Here is a 23,952-nt window from a genome sequence, read left to right on the forward strand (position 1 = left end):
CCGGCCGTGTTTTTCCAAAAGCTCAATGTGCATCTCGCTTTCAATACCTTTACAAATTCAATTAATCATGAACTCATTCATCATCTCATTCCCCTCGATTCTTTCCTTGATTACCCCCTAAATTTCATTTATATTATTTGACTTTTTCGAAGCTAAATCTAAAATTGATTAATCGTTATAATATCATTTTAAAACAAAGACTTGTAGACAGAACTTTACATATAACTTTAATCAAAACCAATGCACTGAAGGGAGTGGCCAATGGCTGATCAACCAAAAGCGATGTCGTCTCTGATGGTCGAGAAGAGAAAATTCCCCCCGCCAAAGGAAGTTCAAAAGAGGGCGCATATAAAAAGCTTTGAACAGTACAAGAAAATGTGGGATCAATCCCTCAAGGATCCCAAAGCATTCTGGCTCGAGCAGGCCAAATCGCTTACGTGGATCAAGCCGCCGACCAAGGCGCTGGAATACACCTGGGACACGAAGGGCCGCAAGATACAGCACACCTGGTTTGCCGATGGCCAGCTCAATATTTCAGCCAACTGCCTCGACCGGCATCTCAATACGCCTGTCGCGAACAAAGTCGCCCTCCTTTTCCAGGGTGAGGAAGAGAACAATGTCCGCAAGATTACATATAAAGAATTGCATGAATTAGTATGCAAGTTTGCAAACGTACTCAAATCAAAGGGAATCAAAAAGGGCGACCGCGTTGCCATTTATATGCCCATGGTGCCTGAACTGCCGGTGGCCATGCTCGCGTGCGCCCGCATCGGCGCGATCCATTCCATCGTGTTCGGCGGGTTCTCGGCCGATTCGCTCAAGGGCAGGATCGCCGACTCGCAGTGCAAACTGCTGGTGACTTCGAACGTGTCGCTGCGTTCCGGAAAGCACATCAAGCTCAAGGATATCGCCGACGAGGCGCTCAAGGGCACGCCGAGCATCGAGAAGGTTATAGTGGTGAAGGTGACGGACGAGCCCTGCAACATGGTTGCGGGACGCGACACCTGGTACCACGAAGAGATCGCCAAGGCGTCGGGCGACTGCAAGCCCGAGACCATGAACGCCGAAGACACGCTGTTTATTCTTTACACATCGGGATCGACCGGGAAACCCAAGGGCGTGGTGCACACCACGGCCGGCTATCTGCTCCACACTGCGCTTTCGCACAAGTTCATTTTCGACGTGCACGACGATGACGTCTACTGGTGCACGGCGGACATCGGCTGGGTCACCGGCCATTCGTACATTGTGTACGGGCCGCTCGCCAACGGCGCCACCTCGCTCATGTTCGAGGGCGTGCCCACCTATCCCGACGCGGGAAGGTTCTGGCACGTGATTGACAAATTCAAAGTGACCGTGTTCTACACCGCGCCCACCGCGATCCGCGCGCTCATGCGCGAAGGCGACGCCTGGCCCAACAAATATAAGATGGACACGCTGCGAGTGCTCGGCAGCGTGGGTGAGCCCATCAACCCCGAGGCGTGGATATGGTATTATGAGCAGATCGGCCACAAGAAATGCCCGATCGTTGACACCTGGTGGCAGACCGAGACCGGCGGCATCCTCATAACGCCGCTGCCCGGCGCGCACACGCTCAAGCCCGGAAGCGCCTCACGACCGTTCTTCGGCGTTGAGCCGGTGGTGCTCCGCGACGACGGCACCGAATGCTCGGTGAATGAAGGCGGCAAATTGTGCATGAAGAGGCCGTGGCCCGGCATGATGCGCACCACCTGGGGCGACCACAACCGTTTCATCGACACCTATTTCTCCATGTACAACAACCTTTATTTCACCGGTGACGGCTGCCGCATCGACGAGGACGGCGATTACTGGCTCATGGGAAGGATCGATGACGTGGTGAACGTGTCGGGCCACCGCATCGGCACGGCCGAGGTCGAGAGCGCGCTGGTGAGCCACGCCAAGGTGGCAGAGGCCGCCGTGACGCCGATGCCGCATGAGATCAAAGGACAGGGGCTTTACGCCTTTGTCACCCTGAACCAGGGCGTTACCGCCACCGACGAGCTCAAGAAGGAGCTGATGGGCCACGTGCGCAAGGAGATCGGGCCCATTGCCGTGCCCGACAAGATCCAGTTCGCGCCCGGCCTGCCCAAGACCCGTTCGGGCAAGATCATGCGCCGCATTCTGCGCAAGATCGCCGAAAACGACGTTAACAATCTCGGTGACATCACCACGCTGGCTGATCCGAGCGTAGTGGAATCTTTGGTGAAGAACCGGCAGTAATAAATTTTTTTATTACCTTAAAAGGAGAAGAAGTTATGAACGAGACTACTATGGAAATTCGGGACACCACCGCCAATCCCGCGCCGCTCGGATTGTTCGGGTTCGGCATGACAACAATCCTGCTCAACATTCACAACGCGGGCATCTACGAGCTGGGGTCAATGATTCTGGCCATGGGGATTTTCTATGGCGGGATGGCGCAGATTATTGCCGGCATCATGGAGTGGAAGAAAAAGAACACCTTCGGCACCGTCGCCTTCACTTCTTACGGCCTGTTTTGGCTCACGCTGGTCGCGCTGCTCATCATGCCGAAACTGGGATGGGGCGAACCGACGTCGTCCAAAGGGATGGTGAGTTACCTGACATTATGGGGGTTCTTTACGCTCCTTCTGTTCCTGGGTACACTCCGGCTTAACAAGGCGCTGCAGGTCGTGTTCGGAACCCTCGCTCTTTTGTTCTTTCTGCTTGCCATTGGAGACGCAACCGGAAACGCTCTTGTCAAGGTGTTTGCCGGCTGGGAAGGAATGTTCTGCGGGCTTTCGGCCATGTATGCGGCGATTGCGCAGGTGCTCAACGAGGTGTACGGAAAAACAGTTCTGCCGCTGGGGTTGGTGAAGAAGTAAGCTTTGTAGGCTCTGATCTTTTTTGTAAAGGCTGCGTTTTTAAGACGCGGCCTTTTTTTTGGTACGAGGATTAACTGGTCGTTAGGGAGTCGTCTCGATACATCTGCTCTGCGGATTACTCGGCGACCGTAGATATTTCTGGTTTCTCGATGATAACGAAATTGACCCGCACATCGAGTAGCCAACAACGACGGCGTATCGAGATGAATACGTTAAATTCAAATCCTATGTATCGGAAACACCGTCTTCTTTATATACTCCACCACCGCCATGGCTTCCTTCTCGTTTTTCTCCTTGTCCTCGCCGGTCACGTAAATCTTCATGTCGCGCAGGCCCGCGTTCCATTCGGCGTTGCCCAGAAAGTCGCCGCCCATGCCTATTGACATATCGGATTCCGGCTCGATGCCGCACAGCACGGTCCACGCAAGCGCCCAGCCGCGCGCCGCGTTCTGGGGGTTGTAGCCGCCGCCGCCCACGCCAAGGATCGGCGCGCCTTGCCGCATGACAAGCGGGAGAAGGTCGGCAACGGCGTTGTTGGTCATCCTGAAGTGCGCAAGCGGGTCGGTGGACAGCACATCCATGCCCAGCTCGAGCACGATGACGTCCGGGCGGTACGCCGAAAGCAGCGGCGGGACGATCTCGTTGAACACCCTGCAATACAGGGCGTCATCGGTGCCTGCGGGCAGAGGAACGTTCACGTTGAAGCCGCGTCCGTCGCCTTCGCCGATCTCGTCCTCCCAGCCGCCCCAGGGAAACAGGGTCTTGCCGCTTTCGTGAAGCGACACCGTGAACACGCAGCGGTCGCCGTAAAAGGCGGCCTGGGTGCCGTTGCCGTGGTGCACGTCGAGGTCGAGGCAGAGCACCTTCTTGCCCGCCTTGACGAGCGCCATGCACCCGAGCACGACGTCGTTGACATAACAGAATCCGCCGGCCTTGTCCGCAAAGGCGTGGTGATACCCGCCCGACGGGTTAAAGGCCATGTGGACGCCCTTGTCGAGGATGAGACGCGCGCCGGTGACCGTTCCTCCGGCGGCAAGCGCGGCATACGAATACAGGCCGCCGAAGACCGGGGTGTCGGGCGTGCCCAGGCCGGCAAAAAGGTCCGATGCGTCAATGTCGCCCGCCGAGACGCGCTTGAGCCGCTCGATGTAATCGGGCGTATGGAACCAGGCTATTTGCTCGTCGGAAAGCCGCTGCGGCGCGACCTCGGCGCGGTTGCCGCCGGCATAGCAGCCGTCTTTAACCAGGATTTCCTTGGTAAGGCCGGCGCGCTCGGTTTTGAACGGACACGATTCCGGGTAATGGTATTTCTCTATTTCCGAAGAATGGATAAATGCGAAGCGTGTGGATGCCATGGCGAACCGCTACGAAATGGTGTGCGAAAAATCTACTATCTGCAACAAACGCCCCGGCCCGGGGAAAGGTGAAAAATACGGACGCAGAATGTATTTTTAAAAGTCTGTTCAAAATGAATTTTGAAAATGATATATCGGAAATTCGTCTTGATAGAAAATAACCAAATCGCCGGATAAAAGGACGATAAAAATGAGCTTTGAAAAACTGCTTACTCCCAATTCGGTTGCCGTGGTAGGGGCGTCGGCCAACCCGGACAAGGTGGGGTATGCCGTGCTCAACAACATTATTACCGGAGGATACAAGGGCGCTCTTTATCCGGTCAATCCCAAGGCCGACGAGATACTCGGAAAAAAATGTTATAAAACGCTCTCCGAAATTCCGGGCGAAATCGACAGCGTAGTGGTGGTTGTCAAGCGCGACCAGGTGGTGCCGATCATGGCCGAGTGCGCCGACAAGGCAATCAAGGCGGTCATCATCATCACGGCCGGATTTGCCGAAACGGGCGAGGAGGGAAAGAAGCTCCAGCGGGAAATCACCGAAATCGCGCGCCGCGCCGACATGACCGTGCTCGGGCCGAACTGCCTCGGCGTCATCAACCCGTTTTTCAGGCTCAATGCGTCGTTTGGCCAGCCCATGGGCGAGCCGGGCCCGATCGCCTTTATGTCGCAGTCGGGCGCACTCATCACCGCGGTGCAGGACATTGCGGCAAGCTCCCGCATCGGTTTTTCGCTCCTCGTTTCGATGGGCAACAAGGCGGCGTTTGACGAAGTGCAACTTTTGGAAAACCTCCGCTACGACGGAAACACCAAGGTCATCGCGGCCTACCTCGAAGACATTTCGCGCGGCCAGGACTTCATGCGCGTGGCAGAGCGCGTGGGCAAGCAGAAGCCCATCGTGATCCTCAAGGCGGGCCGCACCCAGGCGGGCGCCCGCGCCGCTTCCTCGCACACGGGAAGCCTCGCCGGCGCCGACGCCGCCTACGACAGCGCGTTCGAGCGCACCGGGGTCATCCGAGTGGATTCGGTGGAACACCTGTTCGATGTGTCAACGGCGCTGGCGTCGCAGCCGCTGCCCGCGGGCGACCGCATTGCCATCGTGACCAACGCGGGCGGCCCCGGCATCATGATGACCGACGCGCTTGAAATGGCTGGCTTGACAGTTGCGAAACTCGACGACGAAACAATCGCCAAGCTCCGCGGCCTGCTGCCGGAGGCGGCGGCGGTACGCAATCCGGTGGACGTGCTCGGCGACGCAAAGGGCGAGCGGTACGGCAGCGCCATGGAAATCCTGCTTGCGAGTCCTGCCATCGACGGGCTCGTGGTGATCCTCACCCCGCAGAAAATGACCGACGACGTGGGCACGGCCAGAGAGATCGTGCGGGTGTCAAAGCAATTCAACAAGCCGGTACTCACCTGTTTCATGGGTGCAAACATCGTGGCTGGGGGCGTTGCGATTCTTCGGGAAAACAAGATCCCCCAGTACGGGATACCGGAGCGCACCGCCAAAACAATGAAGGAAATGGTGGACTATGCCCGGTACAAGGCGCGCAGGCTCCGCATGGTGGAGCGGTTCGCGGTCAACAGAAACCCGGTGATCAAACTGCTGCGCTCGTACCGCAACCGCAATACCCACGAGATCGGCGAGTTCGACTCGAAGGCCATTCTGAAGGCGTACAATTTCGACGTGCCCCGCGGCATCCTCGCCACATCGGTGCCCGAGGCGGTGCGCTTCGCGGCCGAGGCCGGCTTTCCGCTCGCCATGAAGATCTCCAGCCCGGACATACTTCACAAATCGGACGTTGGCGGCGTGCGCATCGGCCTTACGAACACGGCGGCGGTCGAGGACGCGTTCGAGCTCATGATGCTGCGCATCAGGCGCAAGCTGCCCGACGCCGAGATCCGCGGCGTGCTGCTGGAAAAAATGGCCATGGCCGGACGCGAGGTGATCCTCGGCATGAAGCGCGACCCGCAGTTCGGCCCCATGCTGATGTTCGGCCTCGGCGGCATTTTCGTGGAGGTGCTCAAGGACGTCACCTTCGGCCTCGCGCCGGTGACCGCCGCCGAATGCCTCAAGATGATGGAATCCGTCAAGACCTACCGCCTCCTCAAGGGCGCGCGGGGCGAGAAGCCGGTTGATATGGACGCGATCGTGCTCAACCTGCAGCGGCTGTCGCAGCTGGTCATGGACTTTCCCGAAATCGAGGAGGTCGACATCAACCCGCTCAAGGTGGGACAGGAGGGCGACGGCGCCCTGGTGGTGGACGCGCGGATCATCCTTGCAAAGGAGCCGGAATAACATGAACGATTGGAAGGAACGCTACCGGGATAAGTTGACTTATGCGAACGCCGCCATAGGAAAAATCAGGCCCGGCGCCCGCATCTTCATCGGCACGGGCTGCGGACAGCCGCAGCTGCTCGTGGCCGAGCTGGTGTCGGGCAACAACGAGATCATCGACGCGGAGATTTATCATCTGCTCACGCAGGGAGAGGCGCCCTACATCAGCGAGGAATATGTAAAAAAATTCCGCACCTGCAGCTTCTTTCTCGCGCCCAACGTGCGCGAGGGCATCGCCAGCGGCCGCGGCGACTACGTCCCGATATTCCTCTCCGAAATCCCGTCGCTGTTCAAGCAGGGCAGGATCCCGCTTGACGTGGCGCTCATTCAGACCAGCCCGCCCGACAAAAACGGCAACATGAGCCTCGGCATCTCGGTGGACATCGTGAAGGCCGCGGCCGAGAACAGCCTCATGGTGATCGCGGAAGTAAACGAGCGGATGCCGCGCACCTATGGCGATTCGTTCATCCCGGCCGACCTCGTGGACTATATGGTGGAAAGCGACCGTCCCATTATCGAATACAGCCTGCCCCAGCCCGATCCCGCCACCGACGCTATCGCGCGCAACGTGGCCTCGCTCGTGGAAGATGGCGCCACCGTCGAGGTGGGCATCGGCCATATCCCGCAGGCGGTGCTGCGCTACCTTGGCGAGAAGAACGACATCGGCATCCACACCGAAATGTTCAACGACGCAATTATCCCCCTGGTCGAGAAGGGGGTGATCAACGGCAGCCACAAGAGCATCAACCGGGGCAGGATCACGGCGAGCTTCTGCCTGGGCACCCGCAAGCTCTACGACTACATCCATGAAAACCCGATGTTTGAGTTCCGTCCTTCCGAATATGTCAACGACCCGTTCGTTATCGCGCAGCACAACAAGATGGTGGCGATCAACGTCGCCCTCGAGGTCGACATGACCGGCCAGGTGTGCTCCGATTCCATCGGGTTCAACTTCTACAGCGGCGTGGGCGGCCAGGTGGACTTCAACCGCGGCGCGGTGCGCGCCAAGGAGGGAAAGGCCATCATCGCGCTGCCGTCGACCGCCAAGCAGTGGACCAAGTCGCGCATCGTGCCGCGGCTCACCGAGGGCGCGGGCGTCGTGCTCACGCGCGCCGACGTGCATTACGTGGTCACCGAATACGGCATCGCCGAGCTGTTCGGCAAGAACATCCGCGAGCGCGTGCTCGCGCTGGCGCAGGTGGCGCACCCGGATTACCGCAACGAAATCCTCAAAGAGGCCAAGACGCGCAATTACATTTACATGGACCAGAAGGACCTGCCCCTGGCCGGTGTGCCCAAGCCGGGCGAATTCGAGGTTGTCAAGCCGCTCGCCGACGGCACGCAGCTCTTTTTCAGGCCCATACGCGCCACCGACGACAAGCTGTTCCGCGACATGTGCTATGCGCTGTCGGAGCGCTCCATCGCCTTCAGGTTCTTCAAGCCCATCAAGGCGTTCCCGCACCGCTTCATCCAGGACTTCACGGGCGTCGATTTCTCGAAGGACATGGTGATCGTGGGGCTCGTGCAGGACATGGGCGGCGAGCAGATGGTGGGATTGGGCAGCTATCACCTCAACAAGGCGACTAACAAGGCCGAGGTCTCGTTCCTCGTGCGCGACGAATGGCAGGCAAAAGGCATCGGCACCGACCTGCTCGACATGCTCACCGACATCGCGAAGAAGCGCGGCGTGCTCGGGTTCGACGCCGAGGTGCTTGCGCAGAACCAGCCCATGCTCGCGGTGTTTTTCAACTCGGGGTACCAGGTCTCCACCAAGAAACTGGAAGACCTGTATCACATCACCTATAGTTTCAAGGACCAGTGATTCATGAAGGAATTCTGGCTCTGCTTCGTGCCCCTTTTCGTCGCCGTTGACGCCATCGGCGTGCTGCCCCTTTTCATGAACCTGACCGACGGCGTGGAAAAGAAACGGGTGAGAAAAATCGTGCTCCAGGGCCTGGTCACCGCGCTCGTGGTGGCGATCGTGTTTCTTGCGATCGGCGAGCTCATCCTCAAATTTCTCGGGATCACCGTCGCCGATTTCATGGTGGCAGGCGGCAGCCTCCTGTTCGCGTTGTCGCTCTCCGACCTTCTCGCGGTTGAAAAACACCATAGGAAAATCGACGTCCAGGGACTCGGCGCGGTGCCGATCGGCGTGCCGCTCATCGTGGGCCCGGCGGTGCTCACCACGTCGCTGCTTCTCCTGCGTCAATACGGCATGGTCCCCACTATCACCGCCGTCGTGCTCAACGTGGTGATGGCCGGGGTCGTGCTGTGGTTTTCCCAGGCGCTTATCCGCGTCGTGGGCAAGACGGGCGCCAAGACCGTTTCCAAGCTCGCGAGCCTTTTACTTGCGGCCATCGGTGTGATGATGGTGAGAAAAGGAATCATGTTGTTTTTAATACGGTAAAATGTTTTTTTTGTGGGGAGGTCGCCATGCGCCCTTCCAGTTGGGCGCGCAAAATCCCTCGCTCCGGCCCTGTCGCGCTCCACATTATTACCAATAATTTCGCATTTAAAAACTTGCGCGGCCGGTCCTTCTGCCCCCCTCCTGGGTGCAGCCGGGTACCGACAGCTGCAAGTCCGAAATTTCCGCTAGGCGCACCCGTGCAGTTGAAACGGAACCTAATAAATGGATCTTAATTTTTCTTGCATATTTGATTGGGACGGAGTGATCATTGACTCGTCGGGACATCATATTGAAGGCTGGAGAAGGCTTGCCAAAGAAGAACACCTTGTTTTTCCGGAGCATCTATTCAAGCAAAGCTTCGGGATGAAAAACGAGGAAATCATACCGAATTTATGGAAATGGACAAATGACATTTCGGAAATAAGGCGTATTGACAAGAAAAAAGAGGCTATGTACCGGGAGATCATGAAGGAAAAAGGGCTTGTCGCGCTTCCCGGAGTGGAAAAGCTTCTGCGGATTTTAAAAGAGAATAAAATATCCTGCGCCATTGGATCATCAGCTCCCAGGGCGAATATAACGACGGGGCTTGACATTCTAGGATACAATGGTTTTTTCAAGGCGATAGTTTCCGGAGAGGACGTGAAGCTCGGCAAGCCCTCGCCTCAAATATTTCTTGAAGCAGCAAAAAGGCTTAAAGCAAATCCGGAGGAATGTATTGTATTTGAGGATGCGAAAGTCGGGGTGGCTGCGGGAAAGGCCGCGTGCATGAAACTTGTTGCAATAACAAACACCTATCCTGAAAGCGAATTACGCGATGCGGATATTGTCGTTGACAGTCTGGAAAAGATATCATTGATGGATTTAGAACTGCTTTGGAAAAAACGGCTGCTGTCACTCCCGCGTACGCGGGAGTCCAGTCAACAATTAAAACATAGAGTCCCGCTTTCGCGGGAATGACACCTGCAAGGATAAACGACTTACTGATTGAACCGTTGCATGGGTTTTAACTTTGTAACTTTGTCACTCAGTCACTTTGTTTCTTTTTATGGAATCCTCCTCCCAAATCGCCCAGCGCCTCTTCTCCCGCACCACGCACGGCATCAAGCTCGGGCTCCAGCGCATGCAGGCCGCCGCGGAGCGGCTCGGAAATCCCCAGAACGAATACAAGTCCATCCATGTGGCGGGCACCAATGGAAAAGGCTCGGTGTGCGCCTACCTAGAGTCCTGCCTCCGGCACCGCGGATGCGCAACAGGCCTTTTCACCTCGCCGCATATTGTTGATTTCGAGGAACGTTTCATCATCGGCGGCAGGCCTGTGCCGCCGGAAAAATGGGTTGAGGTCTTCCACGATGCAGAGCCCCTTATCAACGAACTCGGCCTCACGTTTTTCGAAGCGGCCACGCTCATCGCCTTTGAGCTTTTCAAACGGGAAAACGTGGAGTGGGCCGTTTTCGAGACAGGGCTCGGCGGCAGGCTCGACGCGACGAACATCCTCATGCCAGAGGTGAGCGTCATCACCAAGGTGGCCCTGGACCATACGGACCTTCTCGGCGGCGACCTCGCGTCCATTGCCAGGGAGAAACTCGGCATTGTCAAGAACGGCGTTCCGCTTGTCATGGCGGAACCAGCCGAGCCGGACATTAAAAAAATTGCCTTGGACTGTTGCTCGCATGACGGGAGTAAATGCCGGTTCGTTTCACGATCAATGGCGCAGGAAACAGGGGACACGGAAGGACTATCGTGGCTTTTGCATCACAACCAAAAATTCCAAGTGCCGCTGGCCGGAAGGTATCAGGTAGAAAATGCATTGCTCGCCATCAAGGCGCTTGCTGCCGCGGGCATCACTGATGATGCTTCCGTCGCAGAGGGCATTCGCAAAACTAAACTGCCTGGGCGATTTCAAAAAATGACTATCAAAGATAAGACCGTAGTGTTTGACGTTGGGCATAATCCCGATGCCGCGAAATCGTTCGCCGAAACGCTCACGGCACAGTTTCTTGATACGGCGGTATGTCTGGTGACGGGCATCATGAAGGACAAAAACGCGGCCGGCATGTTCGAACAGTATTGTAAAAAGGTTTCCAGGATCATTCTGACAAGACCTGATGTTGACAGAAGCGCGGATACGGCGCAATTGCGGCGGGCGATACCTTCGTGGTTCACGGGCGAAGTGGCGGAAGTTCGGAATGTCAATGATGCGGTTAACCGCGCGCTTGATTGTCGGGAAAAGGTGGTTTGCATTGCCGGATCGTTTTATACGGTCGGGGAGGCGATGAAGGCATTGGGGTTGAAGCCGTATTGACATGAATTGGATGGAAAAATACGGAAGTAGATGAGATTGACAAAGGGAAATAAGGTTTATCGGCGTTGTCAATTTGGGACGAGGGTTTTCATGCTTATCCGCTTTTATTCATGGATGACAAGTGCTAAATAGGTTGAAAAGAAATAAGCGCATAATGTAGAATATTGAGTAAGTATTTTGGCGCTATCAATTGGCTTATTTTCTCACCAAAGGACATCTCATGAAGAAAAAAGGTTTATTTGCATGCGGCATTGCCTGCGCCGCAGTTCTTTTCACCAATTGCACCACCGGGACCATAGAGCCCCATCCCGGTGCCACACTCCGGATCGACAATAATTCCACCGGCGACATCGGATGGGTATATATGTCGACCAGTTCAACCTCGATAGGAACAAATAGAATAGAAGGCGTTACGATTCCCGCGGGGACGGTCTATGACATCACCAAACTCGCTCCGGGATACTATGATGTGCGGGCCGTGCATACATTAACGTTCGACACCGCCTGGACCGGAGCGACCCTCACGGCGGGAACCACCTACACATGGTCAATATCGAATAGTGATTTTTACGGCGGTCTCCAGATCACCAATTCATCCTCGTATACCTTCGTCAATGTCTATTTATCCCAGGACAACACCACGTGGGGAAGCGATTGGCTGGGTAATAATTCCATCGCCCCGAACAGTTCGTACACGATTCCCAGCGTTCCCAGGGGATATGTCAACATGAAGGTGGTGACGTCCGCCTCCGATATTTATTGTTTGCAGCTGCTTGACATTCCAGACGACGGCTCATTGCAAATCGAGCTTTACAACAGCGATTTCTTGACCACCCCGAACGGAAGCCTGAAGGTCGTGAACAATTCGTCGTCCCTGGTTGAATACCTGTACATGCGCGCCACCGGCACCACAACGTGGAGCGGTGATCAGCTGGGAACCGCATCAATCTATCCAGGCGACCAATACCAGATCAACGGGATTGCCCCTGGCATGTATGATTTTCGCGTCGAGGATTCGTATCAGACCTATTCAGCTGAAATTGACAGCCAGAGCGTCAGCGCGGGGCAGCTGCTGTCATGGAAGGTGAGTGCGCTGAATTGAGGAGCGTTAGTTGACCGGCGACAATGAAGTCGGAAGATTACTCGATCATTTGAATAAAAGCCCCCGCATGTGCAGGGGCTTTTATTTTGCGGAGAACTCGTGAGGACATGTTATCTACCTCCCGAAGTGCCAGCCAGGCCGCAACGCTTTTTTGCTTGATAATTGAACGATTCAGTTTTGCCGTTGAATACCCAGATCTTTTTTTATTTTTCAAGAGACTAATTTGATGTCTTACTTTTTGGCATTTTGCCCGATTTCTCCATCTTTTTCCCCTAAACAAGTTTTAACTATTGTATTTTTTTAAAGTTGGATCTAAATTCTCGTTTTCAAATTTAAAAAGTATCGCGGGAGTTTTAGCTCTTTGATTTATTGCACATTGCTCAACCCTGCTCTCGACGTCATGTATGACATTGCAGAGCTCAAGCCCGGCGTCACCATGACCGATGTGCCGAGCCAGATATTCCCCGCTGGAAAGGGGATCAATGTTGCATCCGTGGTTAAAACGCTCGGCGAGGACGTGACGGTCGTCGGCATTGTTCCCGAATACAGCAACAAGCAGTTCACGGAATATCTCAACCGTCTCGGGGTATCGTCTCGGTTTTTCAGCGTAAAGGGAAGTGCGCGGATCAACGCCACGATCCTGGAAAACGCGAATGGCGGCACGACGCATATCAGCAGCGCAGGCGCACAGCTTACCACCCGCGTGCAGGACGAGGCGCTGCATTTCATCCGCTCGTACATGTCCGAAGGCGACCTGTGGGCGTTTTCGGGGAGCCTGCCGCGCGGTTTTGAAAGCGACTCGTACCGGAAGCTGGTGCGCTTCTGCCGGGAAAAGGGCTGCGCCACCATGCTTGACAGCAGGGGAGACGCGCTCAGGGTGGGGATGCGCGCCAAACCCGCGATGGTAAAGCCCAATCTCGCCGAGCTCGAGCAGTTTTTCGGCGAGCAGATTCAGGGCGTGCACCATATCGCGCTCAAGGGAAAGCGGCTGGCCGACATGGGCGTCGAATACGTTTTCATCTCGCTCGGCTCCGACGGCATGATCGCGATTCACGACAACGACTGCCTGCTGTGCAGCGCGCCGGCGGTGAAGGTGATAGACCAGGTCGGGGCAGGCGACGCGCTCGTGGGCGGCCTGCTCGTGGGGCATTCGAGAAAATTTTCCTTTCCGGAAATGTGCCGCATGGCGGTCGCCTGCGGCGTTTCAAAGGCAATGCACCGCGGGCCGGGAAACATCACCCGCGACGAGGTGTGGCAATTCATGGAGGAAGTGAAAGTGAGAGCGATATGAGAAATTATTTCGAGACAAAACGGATCCTGGTGACCGGCGGCGCGGGGTTTCTCGGTTCGCACCTGTGCGACCGGCTCGTGAAAGAGGGCAACGACGTGGTGTGCCTCGACAATTTCTTCACCGGAAGCAAGAAAAACATCGAGCACCTCATCGGGCTCAAGAACTTCGAGCTGGTGCGGCACGACGTCACCATTCCGATTTTAATGGAGGTGGACCAGATTTACAACCTGGCATGCCCCGCCTCGCCGGTGCATTACCAATACAACCCGGTAAAAACCATCAAGACGAGCATGCTGGGCGCCATCAACATGCTGGGCCTGGCAAAACGGGTGAAGGCGCGGGTGCTGCAGGCCTCCACGTCGGAGGTGTACGGCGACCCGGACGTACACCCGCAGCGGGAAAACTACTGGGGCCACGTGAACCCCATCGGCCTGCGCTCGTGCTATGACGAGGGCAAGCGCGTGGCCGAGACGCTGTTCTTCGACTACCACCGTCAGAACAAGGTTGACATACGCGTCATGCGCATCTTCAACACCTACGGTCCGCGCATGCATCCCAACGACGGCAGGGTCGTATCGAACTTCATCATGCAGGCGCTGCGCAACGAAAAACTGACATTGTACGGCGACGGGAGCCAGACCCGCTCCTTCTGCTACGTTGCCGACCTTATCGACGGCATGGTGCGGCTCATGGAGCAGGACGATATTGTCGGGCCCGTGAACATCGGCAACCCGGGCGAGTTCGCCATAAAGGAACTCGCCGAGCAGGTGATACAACTCACAGGAAGTAAATCGGGCATCGTGTACAAGCCGCTGCCCTCGGACGATCCAAAGCAGCGCTGCCCGGACATTACCTTGGCAAAGAAGAAACTCCGCTGGCAGCCGAAGGTCAAACTGGCCGAGGGATTAAAAAAGACAATTGATTATTTCAGGTCAACTGTTCAGGAAAAGAGAAAATAGCCACAAGGCTCCAGATCAGTTTGAAGTTGAGAGTTGGAAGTTGAAAGTGACTTGACTTATTGCATTGCTTCCAACTTTTAACATTCAACCTCCAACTTGTTTTGCCTTTCTCTGTGTCCTCCGCGTCTCTGGGGCGATCTTTTTTGAGAATTAAAGGAGCAACGAGTGTCCGACTATAAGCCCGGTGAAATCGAACCTAAATGGCAGACGCGATGGCGCGAAGCAAACCTGCATAAAACCGTTTTCGACCCGAAAAAACCAAAATACTACGCACTCGATATGTTTCCCTATCCGTCGGGCTCTGGCCTGCACGTCGGGCATTGCGAAGGCTACACGGCCACCGACATCATCACGCGCTTCAAGCGCATGCAGGGTTACAACGTGCTGCATCCCATGGGATGGGACGCGTTCGGCCTGCCTGCCGAAAATTACGCGATAAAGACCGGGATCCATCCCCGCGTCACCACGGAAAATTCCATTGCCAATTTCAGGCGCCAGATCGATTCGGTGGGGTTCTGCTACGACTGGGACCGCGAGGTGAACACGACCGACCCCGCTTATTACAAATGGACACAGTGGATTTTTCTGCAGCTTTTCAAAAAGGGACTGGCGTATGAAGGCGTCGCGCCCATCAACTGGTGCCCGTCGTGCAAGACCGGGCTTGCGAATGAGGAAGTGAAGGCGGGCCTGTGCGAGCGGTGCGGGACCCAGGTGGAGCGCAGGGCGCTGCGCCAGTGGCTGCTCGCCATCACCAAATACGCCGACCGGCTGCTCGAAGACCTCAAGGAGGTTGACTGGCCGGAATCGACCCTGCTGATGCAGAAAAACTGGATCGGCCGTTCCGAGGGCGGCGAGGTGGTTTTCACCCTGGCCGGCGGCGCCGCGGACGGGCGGGAACTCCGGGTTTTCACCACGCGCACCGACACGCTCTACGGCGCGACCTACATGGTGCTGTCACCGGAGCACGCGCTCGTTGAAAAGATCACGACGCCTGGGAAAAAGGCGGAAGTGCTTGCGTATCAGGCCGCGGCGCGCAAGAAAAGCGACCTTGAGCGCACCGAGCTTTCAAAGGAGAAAACCGGCGTGTTTACAGGCGGGTATGCGATCAATCCCGTGAACGGAAAAAAGATTCCGGTATGGATCGCCGATTACGTGCTCGCAACGTATGGCACCGGCGCCATTATGGCAGTGCCCGCGCATGACGAGCGCGACTTCGAATTCGCGACGGTTTACGGCATTCCCATCATCGAGGTGGTGCGGCCCGTTGACGGCGCGACAACGCTGCCCGGCGCCGCATACGTGGGCGAGGGTGTAAACGTAAATTCGGGCGATCTTGACGGATTGCCGACCGCGCAGGCAAAGGAAAAGATAACCGCGCAACTCGCCGCGAAAGGCCTGGGGAAAAAGGCGGTCTCGTACCGTCTGCGCGACTGGCTGTTCTCGCGCCAGCGCTACTGGGGCGAGCCCATCCCGCTCGTGCATTGCCCGAAATGCGGCATTGTCGCGGTGCCTGATGAAGAACTGCCGGTCAAATTGCCGGAGGTCGAAAAGTTCGAGCCGTCAGGCACGGGCGAGTCGCCGCTTGCCACGATCCAGGCATGGGTGAACACGAGTTGTCCTACATGTAAAGGGCCTGCAAAACGCGAAACCAACACCATGCCCCAATGGGCCGGTTCGTGCTGGTATTACCTCAGGTATCTTGACGCGCACAACAACAAGGAGCCGTGGAACAAAACGGCCGAGAAGAACTGGATGAACGTGGACCTGTACGTGGGCGGCGCGGAGCACGCGGTGCTGCACCTGCTCTATGCGCGTTTCTGGCACAAGGTGCTTTACGATATTGGATGGGTTTCCACAAAGGAACCGTTCAAAAAGCTGCGTCACCAGGGGACCGTGCTTGCCAGAACATTTAGAGACAGTTCCGGCAAGTATCATGAATTTTCCGAGGTCGAATTCAAAGGGGAAGAGGCTTATCACAAGTCAAGCGGAGAAAAGTTGAAGGGCGAAATAGAAAAAATGGCGAAGTCGAAGCTTAACGGCATCAACCCCGACGACGTGATACGGCAGCACGGCGCGGACACCTTACGGCTGTACGAGATGTTCATGGGCGATTTCGAGCTGCCCAAGCCGTGGGACCCGCGCGCCATCGAGGGGTGCAACCGCTTTCTGCGCAGGATTTTCAGGATGGTCGACGAATTCGACCCTGCCGGGGCTCCGAAGGAAGACCTGCATCTCCGGCTGCGCCATCGCACCATCAAGCAGGTGCACGCCGACCTTGACAGGATGCAGTTCAACACCGCGATCGCACGCATGATGGAATACCTCAACGAGCTGACGTCCCAAGGCGCCGCCCGCGAAGATTTGGTCGTGCTCGTCAAGCTCATCGCGCCGTTTGCCCCGCACCTTGCCGACGAGGCATGGGAGAAACTGGGGAACAAGGGATTTGTGCTGAACCAGGAATGGCCCAAATTCGACGAGGCGCTCACCGTGGAGGACACGATCACTATTGTGGTGCAAGTGAATGGAAAATTGCGGGGAGACTTCTCGACATCGAAAAACGCGACCCAGGAACAGTTGAGGGAAGCTGCGCAGCAGGTTGACAAGGTAAAGCCGCATCTGGAAGGAAAAGCAATCAAAAAGATAATTGTTGTGCCAGGGAAGCTCGTGAATATTGTAGTCGGATGATTAATAATCTTTTTATTGCAGGATGCCGGACAGGCGCCATAGAAGTGTTGCTTGAATTGATAGTTTGCCGCCGCGTTAGGCCGGACTGGAGTGGTGAGCTAGAGCGAATTGCCGGCCGGCCCGGCCGATAGGCATCGGGCGGTCCGGCAACGAGGCCGGTAGGCCGAGCCCGGAAGGAGGGCCGACCCGAGCCGGAGTCTTGACGATGGCGTGGGCACGCCCAGATTTATTTCCTTATTTAATAGAAGATATGCATCCAGTCATTGTCGCGACAAACAATCAAGGAAAGCTCCGGGAGATCAAGGAAATTTTATCCGGCGCACCGTTTGAGCTTACCGCTTTAAAAGACCATTTTGATCCGGTTCCCTCGATCCCGGAAACCGGAAAAACATTTTACGAAAACGCGGCCCTCAAGGCGCGCTGGGTGTTCGACAGAAAGAAAATCTGGTCCCTTGCCGACGATTCAGGGCTCCAAGTCGATTGTCTGAACGGAATGCCCGGCGTTCAGAGCGCGCGGTATGCGGGCGAACACGCAACTGACCAGGACAAGGTGAAAAAACTGCTCGCCGCGATGAAGGACTGCCCGCCGGAAAAACGCACGGCGCGGTTCCGGTGCGTGATCGTCATGAAATTTTCCGACAACGACGAGCTTTGCGCCGAAGGGGTCTGCGAGGGAAGCATGGGCTATGCGCCGGAAGGGACCAACGGATTCGGATATGATCCCGTTTTCTTTCCAAAAGGATACGACCGGACCTTTGCGCAGCTTGACGCCGTTACAAAAAATGCCATAAGCCACCGGGGAAAGGCGCTTGCGGCGCTGTGGAGAAGCCTGCATGACAGATTCGGAAAAGAATGGATCAACGGCCGGGACTAAAATCCTGGTCGTCGACGACGACAAGAACGCCGCTGCATACATCGCCGACCTGCTGCGCGGCGCCGGCTTTCGCATAAGCGTGTGCAGCAGCGGCCCCGATGCGCTCGAATTTGTCAAGAAGCAGCCCGCCGACCTTGTCCTCCTCGACGTGCGCATGCCGGGCATGGACGGCTTCGAGGCCGCCCGCGAGATGAAAAAGATTTTCGGGAAGAACAACTTCGTGCCCATCATCTTTCTCACCGCCGTGGCGGGCCAGAACGAGAAAATAGCGGGGCTGAAACTCGCCGACGATTTCATCACCAAGCCGTTCAACGCCGACGAGCTCCTCGCGCGCATCAGGGTGATGCTCCGCATCCGCGGGCTGCAGCGCGAATTGCTTGTGTCAAAAAGCAAGTACGAGGAGGAGCAGCGGATCGCACGCGCCCAGCTGTACCGCTCGGCGCGGCTGGCGTCCATCGGCACCTTCGCGTCGGGCGTCGCGCACGAGTTCAACAACCCGCTCACCGCCATCCTTGGATTTTCGAGCGCGCTCGTGGAACGCATGCGAAAAAAGGAAACGGTGGACCCCGACGAACTCGAGCAGTACCTGGGCATTATCAACGCCGAGACGTTGCGCTGCCGCGACACGGTGGACAACCTTTCGCGGTTCGCGCGGGAAGGCGATACGCAGATCCGCGAGTTCCCGCTCGGCGAATGCGTGGACGGCGCGTGGAAGCTGGTCAAGACGCGGGCGGCGAAAAAACGTATCGAAATCGCGGTGAACATCCCCGCCACAATGCGCGTAAAGGCCGATTTGCAGAAATTGCAGCAGGCCATGGTATATGTGCTCACCAACTCGCTCGATTTCTGCGGGGAAGGAAGCACGGTGTCCATTTCCGCGGAATCCGACGAAGGGTTCGCACGGGTCATCATCGCGGACAACGGCCCGGGCATTCCCGCAGCGGTCCTTCCCAAGGTGTTCGACCCGTTTTTCACCACCAAGCAGGTGGGACAGGGCATGGGCCTGGGGCTCGCCATGTGCCATGTCATCATGGAGGAATGCAGCGGCGCGATCGACGTTTCGAGCGAGGCGGGCAAGGGGACCACGGTGGTGCTGGAAGTCCCGGTCGCTTGACATGAGCGAATAGTTACGGGACGCCGAAAACGGTAAGAAAGGCTGATCTATGGCACGAAAAGGCAAACTGCTTGTCGTTGACGACGAGGAAAGCCTCCGCTTTCTTCTCGGCAGGGAGCTGGCGCGCGAAGGATACACCGTGGACGTCGTCCCCGGCGGTGAAGAGGCGCTTTCGCGCCTCCGCGAGAACCCGTACAGCGTGGTGCTCCTCGACATCGTGATGCCCGGCATGGACGGCATCGCCGTGCTCCGCGCCATGAAGGCCGAGAATATCCCCTCGGAAGTCATCATGCTCACGGGAAACGCCACGCTCGAAAACGCCATCGAATGCATGAAGCTGGGCGCGTTTGAATATGTCAAGAAGCCGTATCAGCTCAACGAGCTCGTGATCCACATCGAGCGCGCCATCGAGCACGGCCAGAGCCAGCTCGAGCGGAGCATGCTGCGCGAGCAGGTGCGCAAGACCGCCTACGGCGGCGGGATCATCGGCAAAAGCAGGGAGATCCGCGAGCTCCGGGCCATCGTCGGCCGCGTGGCGCCCTCGCAGAGCAACGTGCTCATCCTCGGCGAGAGCGGCACGGGGAAGGAGGTGGTCGCGCGCTCCATCCACGAGCAGAGCCAGAGCGGCGACATGCAGTTCGTCGCCGTGAGCTGCGCGTCGCTCCCCGAGAATCTCATCGAGAGCGAGCTGTTCGGCTATGAAAAGGGCGCATTTACCGACGCAAAGGCCCAGAAGCGCGGTCTCGCCGAGATCGCCGACGGCGGCACCCTGTTCCTCGACGAGATCGGCGAACTGCCGCTCGCGTTCCAGGCAAAGCTGCTGCGGTTCCTCGAGACCGGTCAGATCCGCCGCGTGGGCGGCACCAAGGACATCAGCCTCAACGTGCGGATCCTCTGCGCCACCAACCGGGACCTCGAAAGGCTCGTTGAACAGAAGCAGTTCCGCGACGACCTGTATTACCGGCTCAACGTGCTCTCGATCACGGTGCCGCCGCTGAGGAAGCATGGTGAAGACATCCCGATGCTCGTGGAAAGCATGATGCGTTCGCAGGGATTTTCGGGCACTTTCGATGAAAGCGCGATGGAGGTGCTCGAGAATTACGACTGGCCCGGCAACATCCGCGAGCTCAGGAACGTCGTGGAGCGCACCTGCATTTTATGCCAGGGCGGCGCGATCACCGCGGCAGACGTGTCGTTTTTAAAAACGCGCGCCAGGCCCGAGGGAAGGGCGGCGGACGCCGCCCCGGCGCCGGCCGATGCGGTCATGGCGCCCTTGAGCGAGGTCGAGCGCAGGCACATCATCGCGGTGTTGAAATTTGTCAAGGGGCACAAGGGCAAGGCGGCGGAGATACTGGAGATCAATCCGAAGACGTTGTACCGGAAGATCAAAGAGTATAATATCGTGCCGGTGTACGAATAATAAATATCTTTTTTTTACAAGGGGGGAGGTTCAGCCTGCATCATAATTACCCAAACAATCATGGCGCTTGCCGGTCACGGCACCGGTTCTACCCCTTCGGGTACTTCTCCCTCGTCAGGGATTTCCAAGGGTCACAAGGGTCGTCCCTCCGGTCTCGCCTTCGGCTCGGGCTGCCACGGCGCGATGCCGCTGAGCGGCGTCCGGGCAGCACCGCGCTTTAGCGACGGCCTTCGGTCGCTCCTGGCGCGGAACATTCAATTTATTTATGCTTTACATGCCGGACGATAAACCAGGTAAGTCCCGCCAGCAGCAGCACCACCACCACGACATCCACGATGTGGCTGTATTTCATCACCACTTCCCAGTTCTGCTTTAAATAGAGGCCGCAATAGGTGAGAAAGGCGTTCCAGATTCCGGCGCCGAGTATGGTGTAGATGATGAAAGTGACGAAGTGCATTCGTCCGGTACCGGCCGGAATTGAAATAAGATGCCGTACCACGGGAATGAACCGGCAGACCAATACCGTAAGCGGTCCTCGTTTTTTAAAGAACGATTCGGTGATCTCAAGGTCGTGCCGGTTAAGCAGCAGGTATTTGCCCCATTTGTTGACAAAAGGCATTCCGCCGTACCGTCCGATCGCGTACGACAAGAGCGACCCGGCGATGCTTCCCAGCGTCGAAGCGATGATGACCGCGGCCATGCTGAACCTGCCCGTGGCGACGTGGAAGCCGGCAAACGGCATGACCGCCTCGCTCGGCACGGGGAGTACCATGCTCTCCATGGTCATGAGGAGAAAGACGCCGGGATATCCCGACGCGTCGATCAGTTTGATGGCGAATCCGGCTATAATTGCGGTGATGCTCATAACAAAATAGCGACACGTTGAAAGTTTAAAAAGGTTTTTGTTCGATTGCCTTGCTTTCAACTTTCAACTTTTAACTTCCAACTTGTTATTGTTTTCCTCTGTGTCTCTGTGGCTATCTTATCTTTTATCCGGATCAATCCAACCCTTTTCGCCGATGAGCGGCACGAATACAACGCTCCCGGCCTTTGATTTGTCAATGCCGTCTTCGCGTTTTTCGTACACTTCCAAATCCTGGACGCTCCGGTCGCCGGCCGGGATCACCATCCTGCCGCCGACGGCGAGCTGGTCGACGAGCTCCTGCGGGATGGCGGGCGCGCCCGCGGTCACGATGATCCTGTCGAACGGCGCGTGCTGCACCCAGCCGCGCGTGCCGTCGCCGGTCTTGAACACGATGTTTTCGTATCCCATGCCGCGCAGGCGCTTGAGCGCGGCCGCGGCAAGCTCCCGGTTCCGTTCCACGGTGTAAACGCGGCGCGAGAACTGCGCGAGGATGGCGGTCTGGAACCCCGAGCCGGTGCCGATCTCGAGGATCTTCTGGTCTTTTTCAATCCTGAGGATCTGCGTCATCAGCGCGACCACGTACGGCTGCGATATGGTCTGGCCGCTGCCGATGGGAAGCGCGTTGTCGTCGTAGGCCTGCGCGTAGAGCATTGTGTCAACAAAGAGGTGGCGGGGTACCCTGCGGAACGCATCGAGCACGCTCTCATCGCTGATGCCTTTTTCACGCAGGATTTTTATGAGGCGCTCGCACGCGATCTCTGGCTTCAGCGTGTACATTCGTTTTGGCTTTTGCTCCGCAGTTCGGCAGAAACGGTTATCACCGCCCGCAGCCACCGCAGGGTGTCTGCGACGTGGGAAATATGGCTTCGGGAAGAGAAATATAATGTCTGCACCGGCACGAATTCGATTGAAAATCCGGCGCCGCAGGCCCTCATGATGATTTCCGATTCCATTTCGAAGCGCTGATACCTGCACGGCACCGCGGCAAGGCACGCCGCGGAATACGCCCTGAACCCACATTGACTGTCGAGAATCCTGCGGCGGGTGAGCAGCGACAGGAAAAGGGAGGTGAGCGTATTGGAGATGATCCGGGCAACGGGCATTTTCCCGGGCATCATCGAACGCCGGCCGATGATGATTCCCGAACGGGGCGCATCGCTGATCCGTTTGAGGAACAGGGGAAGGTCGTTTACCGAATGCTGTCCGTCGGCGTCCACGGTGATGATCCACGAGGCGTTTTTGAGCGATAGCAGGTGGCGGAATCCTTTTAAAAGCGCCGCGCCCTTTCCCCGGTTGACAAGGTTCGAGACATACAGTACTTCGTGCTTTGCCGCCACCATGTCGGTGCCGTCGTGGGAGCCGTCGTCGGCCAGGCAGACGTTGGCTGCCGGTACCGTTGCAAGGAGGCTCGGCAGGAGCCGGTCCAGCGCTGCGGCCGCTTTATAAGCGGGAATGAGAACGAAAACGCCGGAAGGCCAGGGAGTATTTTGTTGCGTCATAACGACAGGGCCCGCTGCAATTGCGCGGTGAAGCGCTCAACGCGGCTTTCATCGCGGCAAAAGTCCAAAGCGTTGATGGAATCCTTTAGGGTGACCGTAATATGCGAAAACGGTTTTGGAATCATGAAGCGGTCCCATGAGTTGAGCCGCCAGGCGCGCCGCGCTTCGGCGGTCACCGGATACAATGGCGCATGCGTCATCATGGCGATCATCGCCGCTCCCGGTTTCACCTGTTCGCGGGGGCCGCGCGGCCCGTCCGGTATGATCACGACGTTCTGCCCGCTTTCAAGCGCGCGCATGCATTGCCTGAGCACAGCGATCTGCCCCCGGGTGGAAGACCCGCGTATGGTCTGATGGTTCCAGCGCTGCGCGATTGCGGTGGCGCGGTCGCCGTCTTTGCTGGCCGAAACCACCGCGGTCACGCCGACCCCCCTGAAGATATAAGAAAGCGGAAGGATGTGCGAGTGCCAGAAACAGAAAATGACGCCCTTGCCCCTGCAGGTGAATGGGTCGATCTCACGGGTTCCCTGCACCGAATACCGCCACGTTCTGCCCAGAAGCGAGCCTAAAAGCCAGAGCGGCCCGCTCACCATGTCGAGGGGGATTTTTTTTTGAGTGCCTGAGGTGGATTGCATAAATCAAAACAATAATATAAATCATGTCGTTTGTTTTTTAAGGAATGCCGCGTTTTGCCGTTGATGTTTGAAGGTTGACGGGAACAGCGGCGGCGCCGCGGCAATAACGTATCGGCTCATTTAAAAAGGTAACCGAAGGCTCAAAGTCGTCGTCTCACAAATGAGGTAACCAAGACTTGTTTGAAAATGGCTTTGAGTTTTCGTTCTATTGCATCTTTGAGAGAAAATGGATTCAGTTCTGTATG

At 57.0% G+C, this 23,952-nt stretch carries 19 protein-coding genes; 14 read left to right on the top strand and 5 right to left on the bottom strand.

Features of this window, described 5'->3' with window-relative positions; translation table 11 throughout:
- Nucleotides 1-261 precede the first annotated feature (261 nt).
- Nucleotides 262-2,241, top strand: a complete 1,980-nt coding sequence (gene acs, locus VLX68_10145; GenBank protein ID HUI92595.1) for an acetate--CoA ligase — start codon at nt 262-264, stop codon at nt 2,239-2,241.
- Between the two features lie 35 nt (nt 2,242-2,276).
- Nucleotides 2,277-2,864 carry an acetate uptake transporter gene (locus VLX68_10150; protein HUI92596.1) on the top strand — a complete coding sequence of 196 codons (588 nt, stop codon included), beginning with the start codon at nt 2,277-2,279 and terminating at the stop codon, nt 2,862-2,864.
- Between the two features lie 218 nt (nt 2,865-3,082).
- On the opposite strand, the gene VLX68_10155 is transcribed toward VLX68_10150, so the two are convergent.
- Nucleotides 3,083-4,219 (bottom strand): acetoin utilization protein AcuC, encoded by a 1,137-nt coding sequence (locus tag VLX68_10155; GenBank protein HUI92597.1) that lies wholly within the window; start codon nt 4,217-4,219, stop codon nt 3,083-3,085.
- Nucleotides 4,220-4,409: 190 nt separating this feature from the next.
- Here VLX68_10155 and VLX68_10160 point away from each other — a divergent pair, with 190 nt between their 5' ends.
- From VLX68_10160 to VLX68_10215, 12 genes are all read left to right on the top strand, one after another.
- Nucleotides 4,410-6,515: an acetate--CoA ligase family protein gene (locus VLX68_10160; GenBank protein HUI92598.1), complete on the top strand. Its 2,106-nt coding sequence runs from the start codon at nt 4,410-4,412 to the stop codon at nt 6,513-6,515.
- A gap of 1 nt (nt 6,516) precedes the next feature.
- On the top strand, nt 6,517-8,376 hold the full coding sequence (locus tag VLX68_10165; protein ID HUI92599.1) for a GNAT family N-acetyltransferase: 1,860 nt from the start codon (nt 6,517-6,519) through the stop codon (nt 8,374-8,376).
- Nucleotides 8,377-8,379: 3 nt separating this feature from the next.
- Complete coding sequence (locus tag VLX68_10170) at nt 8,380-8,961, top strand: MarC family protein (GenBank protein ID HUI92600.1); 582 nt, start codon at nt 8,380-8,382, stop codon at nt 8,959-8,961.
- A gap of 222 nt (nt 8,962-9,183) precedes the next feature.
- Nucleotides 9,184-9,918, top strand: a complete 735-nt coding sequence (locus tag VLX68_10175) for an HAD family phosphatase (protein ID HUI92601.1) — start codon at nt 9,184-9,186, stop codon at nt 9,916-9,918.
- Nucleotides 9,919-10,006: 88 nt separating this feature from the next.
- Nucleotides 10,007-11,263, top strand: a complete 1,257-nt coding sequence (locus VLX68_10180; protein ID HUI92602.1) for a folylpolyglutamate synthase/dihydrofolate synthase family protein — start codon at nt 10,007-10,009, stop codon at nt 11,261-11,263.
- 220 nt (nt 11,264-11,483) lie between these two features.
- Complete coding sequence (locus tag VLX68_10185) at nt 11,484-12,365, top strand: hypothetical protein (GenBank protein HUI92603.1); 882 nt, start codon at nt 11,484-11,486, stop codon at nt 12,363-12,365.
- Between the two features lie 361 nt (nt 12,366-12,726).
- Complete coding sequence (locus VLX68_10190) at nt 12,727-13,656, top strand: 1-phosphofructokinase family hexose kinase (GenBank protein ID HUI92604.1); 930 nt, start codon at nt 12,727-12,729, stop codon at nt 13,654-13,656.
- A complete protein-coding gene (locus VLX68_10195; GenBank protein ID HUI92605.1) occupies nt 13,653-14,615 on the top strand; it encodes a UDP-glucuronic acid decarboxylase family protein in 963 nt (320 codons plus the stop codon). Before VLX68_10190 ends, VLX68_10195 begins: the two co-directional genes overlap by 4 nt.
- 165 nt (nt 14,616-14,780) lie before the next feature.
- The gene (leuS, locus tag VLX68_10200) at nt 14,781-17,300 is read left to right on the top strand and encodes a leucine--tRNA ligase (protein HUI92606.1); all 2,520 of its coding nucleotides are present in this window, start codon (nt 14,781-14,783) and stop codon (nt 17,298-17,300) included.
- 250 nt (nt 17,301-17,550) lie between these two features.
- Complete coding sequence (locus VLX68_10205) at nt 17,551-18,174, top strand: XTP/dITP diphosphatase (protein ID HUI92607.1); 624 nt, start codon at nt 17,551-17,553, stop codon at nt 18,172-18,174.
- The gene (locus VLX68_10210) at nt 18,134-19,288 is read left to right on the top strand and encodes a response regulator (protein ID HUI92608.1); all 1,155 of its coding nucleotides are present in this window, start codon (nt 18,134-18,136) and stop codon (nt 19,286-19,288) included. The genes VLX68_10205 and VLX68_10210 overlap by 41 nt, the downstream gene beginning before the upstream one ends.
- 49 nt (nt 19,289-19,337) lie before the next feature.
- A complete protein-coding gene (locus VLX68_10215; protein HUI92609.1) occupies nt 19,338-20,708 on the top strand; it encodes a sigma-54 dependent transcriptional regulator in 1,371 nt (456 codons plus the stop codon).
- A gap of 259 nt (nt 20,709-20,967) precedes the next feature.
- On the opposite strand, the gene VLX68_10220 is transcribed toward VLX68_10215, so the two are convergent.
- The 4 genes from VLX68_10220 to VLX68_10235 form a co-directional block, all read right to left on the bottom strand.
- Nucleotides 20,968-21,573: a DedA family protein gene (locus VLX68_10220; GenBank protein HUI92610.1), complete on the bottom strand. Its 606-nt coding sequence runs from the start codon at nt 21,571-21,573 to the stop codon at nt 20,968-20,970.
- Nucleotides 21,574-21,690: 117 nt separating this feature from the next.
- Nucleotides 21,691-22,350, bottom strand: coding sequence for a protein-L-isoaspartate(D-aspartate) O-methyltransferase (locus VLX68_10225; protein ID HUI92611.1), 660 nt, complete (start codon nt 22,348-22,350; stop codon nt 21,691-21,693).
- Nucleotides 22,338-23,072 (bottom strand): glycosyltransferase family 2 protein, encoded by a 735-nt coding sequence (locus VLX68_10230; GenBank protein ID HUI92612.1) that lies wholly within the window; start codon nt 23,070-23,072, stop codon nt 22,338-22,340. The genes VLX68_10225 and VLX68_10230 overlap by 13 nt, the downstream gene beginning before the upstream one ends.
- Entirely contained in the window at nt 23,069-23,707 is a 639-nt protein-coding gene (locus VLX68_10235; protein ID HUI92613.1) for a lysophospholipid acyltransferase family protein, read from the bottom strand. Before VLX68_10235 ends, VLX68_10230 begins: the two co-directional genes overlap by 4 nt.
- Between the last annotated feature and the right edge of the window lie 245 nt (nt 23,708-23,952).

The organism is Chitinivibrionales bacterium (genome assembly GCA_035516255.1).
Classification (GTDB): domain Bacteria; phylum Fibrobacterota; class Chitinivibrionia; order Chitinivibrionales; family FEN-1185; genus FEN-1185.